Genomic DNA, 4,420 nt, shown 5'->3' with positions numbered 1-4,420 from the left:
ACCCCGTGTCTTTCCGGTTGGGGTGGGGGGCGCCCACCCCCCCCCCCAACGCTCACGAGCCCTTAAAACGCAGGCAGGAACCGCACGTCGTCCGCCTTCACGAACGCGATGCGATGCCCGAACTGGATTTGCACGTACTTCGTCTTCCCCTTGACCACGACGTGGTTCGCCGGGTCGAAGGTGACGGCCGAGTAGTACTCCGACCCGACGACCCCGGCGACCGAGTACTTCTGGCCGGCCGCGAGCGTGTACGGGAACGGCACGACATCCTGCGGCTTGATCCCGGCCGGGTAGGCCGTGGCTTCGGGATAAGCCCTGCCGTAGACCGGAATCGTGGCCAGCCCTGCCTTCGGGGTGACGACCAGCCCGAGCGACGGCGACGTCGTGCGCGCGCCACGCGGGTTGAGGAACCAGCCCTTCTGGCCGAGGTACCAGATGGCCGTCCAGTCACCCTGGCGGTCGGCCACCGCGTACTTCTGGCCGGTGGTCACGCGGCTGCCGGTGTCCGAGACGCCCATGGTGGTGTTCGAGCCGTCCGGGTGCAGGCCGATGTCCTTGAGCAGCGGTGCGTCCGCGCGCGGCTCGGTGCGCAGGATCACGGCGCCGGAACCCCTTGCCGGGCAAGGAACCCCGGCCTTCTCGCAGCCCGTGAACGCGGGCTGGTTCGTCGCGAAGTCAGGCGTGATCGTCACCAGTGAGGAGCCGGGCAGCCCGAAACCCTTGAGCGGCGCGCCGAGCAGGTCGAAGTAGTGCGACCAGTCCCAGTACGGGCCCGGGTCCCAGTGCATGCCGGGGATCGTGGCGGGCGTGGTGCCGGGGACGTTGTCGTGCCCGATGATGTGCGCCCGGTCGAGCGGCACGTCGTACTTGCCGGCCAGGTAGCGCACCAGCTTCGACGACGCGCGGTACATCGCCTCGGTGTACCAGGTGCCCTTGGCCGCGAAGCCCTCGTGCTCGATGCCGATCGACTTCGAGTTGATGTACCAGTTGCCCGCCTGCCACGCGACGTCCTTGGTCGCCACGTGCTGCGCGATCTGGCCGTCGCTGGAGCGGATCGTGTAGTGCCAGCTCACGTACGTCGGGTCCTGGACCAGCTGCATCGCCGTGTCCCAGTAGCCCTCGGTGTCGTGGATGACGATGTGCGTGACCTTCTGGCTCTCCGGCCGGTTCGCCTTGTCGTGGTTGCCGTAGTCGTTCTTCGGCAGCTCCTGGTAGGGAGCGGGCACCGAAAGACACGAGACGCGGCGAGGACATTCGACCCCGGTCGGCGCATTGTCCTTCGGCTTCACCCCGGGCGTCGCCTTGAGCTGGACGTACTGGCCGTCATCGGTGGTACGCGCGACGCCGGTCGCCATGGTCTCGAAGACCTCGTCGGCGAACGCGTCGTTGTCCTCGCCCGCGTACTTCGCGATGGCGTCGTACCAGTCAGCGGGAGCGGCCGACCGATTCCGCTGGTAGCTCGCCAGCAGCGCGGCACCGCCCCGGATGTTCTGCGTCGCGTCGGACCGCAGCGTCGCGACGTCCTGCCCGATCAGTTTCGCGGCCTCGTCGATCGTCTGCAGCCCAGCCGGCGGCGCGGCGGTCGTCGGCGCGTGCGGCGTCAGCGCGGGCCTGGCGTCGTCACCGCGGGCGTCCTCGGTGCCTTCGTCGTGATGCGTGCCAGGCGTCCCCGCCGTGCGGAGGTCGGTGAGATGCATCGGGCCGTACCCGGCGCCGGTGCTGGGCGTGCCTGCGTTCGTGTCCCACCGCGACTCCAGGTAGGAGACGCCGAGCAGGACGCTCTCCGGCACCCCGAACTCCTGGGCGGCATCGGCGAAAACCTGCTGCCGCGTCGGCGCCGCCTGCGCGGCGGGCGCGGCGAGTAATCCTGCGGCGAGTACCGCGCTGGTGAGCACGGCGAATGATCTGCGGACCAAGGTGAAACCCCCAAGCTCTAGTCGGCGGACAGAACCTAACAACAACCTCACGTCGCCGGTAAGGCCCGACCGAGGGTTCGGCTCCGGCCGTAGCATCGAGCCAGGATGTAGTGAACGCCACTTTCGCAACGTTGAGCGTTGCGAAAGTGGCGTTGCCGTTCCACGGGGCAAAGCGGCCGGTCAGGTGGTGCACGGCCGAATTCGGCCGGCGTAAGTGGACCCTGGTTGCGAAGCTGGCACTCTCGTGGCTAGAGTGCTAATCGCACGGCACCGACAGCCCCGGCACCCGCGACGGCGGGGGTGGTAGGAGTCGTTATCAACCTGCCAACGCTTTCGACGACCCGTGGAGGTCAACCCGGTGAGCGTCAACATCAAGCCGCTCGAGGACAAGATCGTTGTCCAGACGAGCGAAGCCGAGGAGACGACCGCTTCCGGTCTCGTTATCCCCGACACCGCGAAGGAAAAGCCCCAGGAGGGCAAGGTTCTGGCCGTGGGCCCGGGCCGCATCGACGACAAGGGCAACCGTGTCCCGCTCGACGTTAACGTCGGCGACGTCGTCATCTACTCCAAGTACGGCGGCACCGAGGTCAAGTACAACGGTGAGGACTACTTGATCCTGTCCGCCCGCGACGTGCTGGCCGTCATCAACTGACGTCCCGCTCCAAGCGCATGACGCCCCGGGCCCCGCTTAAGCCGGGGTGCGGGGCGTTTGCGCTTTCATAAGCCCTGAAAGGTCAAAAGTGGCTAAGCAGATCAGTTTCGACGAGGACGCTCGTCGCGCGCTGGAGCGCGGGGTGAACAAGCTCGCCGACGCGGTCAAGGTCACCCTCGGCCCGCGCGGTCGCCACGTGGTGCTGGACAAGAAGTTCGGTGGCCCCACCATCACCCTCGACGGTGTCACGGTCGCCCGTGAGATCGACCTCGAGGACCCGTTCGAGAACCTGGGCGCGCAGCTCGCCAAGAGCGTCGCGACCAAGACCAACGACGTCGCCGGTGACGGCACCACCACGGCTACCGTGCTGGCGCAGTCCCTGGTGAAGGTCGGCCTGCGCAACGTCGCGGCCGGCGCGAACCCGACCTCGATCGGCCGTGGCATCGAAGCCGCCGCGGCGAAGGTCATCGAGGTGCTCAAGGCCAAGGCCACCCCGGTCAAGGGCCGCGACAACATCGCACAGGTCGGCACCGTCACCTCGCGTGACGCTGCCATCGGCGCACTGCTCGGCGAGGCCGTCGAGCGGGTCGGCGAAGACGGCGTGATCACCATCGAGGAGTCGTCGACGCTGGCGACCGAGCTCGTGATCACCGAGGGCGTGCAGTTCGACAAGGGTTTCCTGTCGGCGCACTTCGCGACCAACCCCGAGGAGCAGAAGGCGATCCTCGAGGACGCCCTCATCCTGCTGCACCGCGAGAAGATCTCGGCGCTGGCCGATCTGCTCCCGGTGCTGGAGAAGGTCGTCGAGGCCAAGAAGCCGCTGCTGATCATCGCCGAGGACGTCGACGGCGAGGCGCTGTCCACCCTCGTGGTGAACTCGCTGCGCAAGACGATCACCGCGGTCGCCGTCAAGGCGCCGTTCTTCGGTGACCGTCGCAAGGCGTTCCTGGACGACCTCGCGGTCGTCACCGGCGGCCGGGTCATCTCGACCGAGATCGGCGAGAAGCTGGCCGACACCCCGCTGTCCGCGCTGGGCACCGCGCGTCGCATCGTCATCACCAAGGACGAGACGACGATCGTCGACGGCGGCGGCACCAAGGCCGACGCCGACGCGCGCATTTCGCAGATCCGCAAGGAGATCGAGAACACCGACTCCGACTGGGACCGCGAGAAGCTGCAGGAGCGGCTGGCGAAGCTCGGCGGCGGCGTCGCGGTCATCCGCGTCGGCGCGGCGACCGAGACCGAGCTGAACGAGCGCAAGCACCGCATCGAGGACGCCGTCGCGGCGACCAAGGCGGCCGTCGAAGAGGGCATCGTCCCCGGTGGCGGTTCGGCGCTGGTGCACGCGGTCAAGGAGCTGGAAGACGGCCTCGGCCTGACCGGCGACGAGGCGACCGGTGTCCGCATCGTGCGTGACGCGCTGTCCGCGCCGCTGTTCTGGATCGCGACCAACGCGGGCCACGAAGGCGCCGTCATCGTCAACAAGGTCAAGGAGCAGAGCTGGGGGCACGGCTTCAACGCCGCCACCGGTGAGCTCGTCGACCTGCTGGCCGCCGGCATCGTCGACCCGGTGAAGGTCACCCGCTCCGCGGTGGCCAACGCCGCGTCCATCGCCAGGCTGGTGCTGACGACGGAGAGCTCCATCGTCGAAAAGCCCGCCGAGGACGCGGGCGCCGGTGGCCACGGCCACGGGCACGCCCACTAGGTAAGAACGCGCGAAGGCCCCCTTTCCGAGCCCAGGCTTGGAAAGGGGGCCTTCGCTTTGGGGTCGTGAGTGGTACGGCCGGTTCTAAACCGGCCAAACACAGTCGGGATTAAAAAAAAACGAACCCACGGGACCCAACAGGGAGGG

The 4,420-nt window shown here is 68.0% G+C and carries 3 protein-coding genes; 2 read left to right on the top strand and 1 reads right to left on the bottom strand.

Annotated features, from left to right (window positions below; all coding sequences use genetic code 11):
• Positions 1-62: 62 nt before the first annotated feature.
• A complete protein-coding gene (locus tag ACFV15_RS47895) occupies positions 63-1,916 on the bottom strand; it encodes an N-acetylmuramoyl-L-alanine amidase (protein ID WP_378360161.1) in 1,854 nt (617 codons plus the stop codon).
• A gap of 358 nt (positions 1,917-2,274) precedes the next feature.
• Between ACFV15_RS47895 and groES the strand changes: the two genes are divergently transcribed.
• The gene (groES, locus tag ACFV15_RS47890; protein WP_004559922.1) at positions 2,275-2,568 is read left to right on the top strand and encodes a co-chaperone GroES; all 294 of its coding nucleotides are present in this window, start codon (positions 2,275-2,277) and stop codon (positions 2,566-2,568) included.
• Between the two features lie 88 nt (positions 2,569-2,656).
• Positions 2,657-4,273 carry a chaperonin GroEL gene (gene groL / locus ACFV15_RS47885; RefSeq protein ID WP_378360160.1) on the top strand — a complete coding sequence of 539 codons (1,617 nt, stop codon included), beginning with the start codon at positions 2,657-2,659 and terminating at the stop codon, positions 4,271-4,273.
• The last annotated feature ends 147 nt before the right edge of the window (positions 4,274-4,420 follow it).

The sequence above is a fragment of the Amycolatopsis sp. NPDC059657 genome (assembly GCF_042734395.1).
Classification (GTDB): Bacteria; Actinomycetota; Actinomycetes; order Mycobacteriales; family Pseudonocardiaceae; genus Amycolatopsis.
The sequence above is the reverse complement of the archived record's forward strand: the minus strand, read 5'-3'. Positions and strand labels throughout refer to the sequence as shown.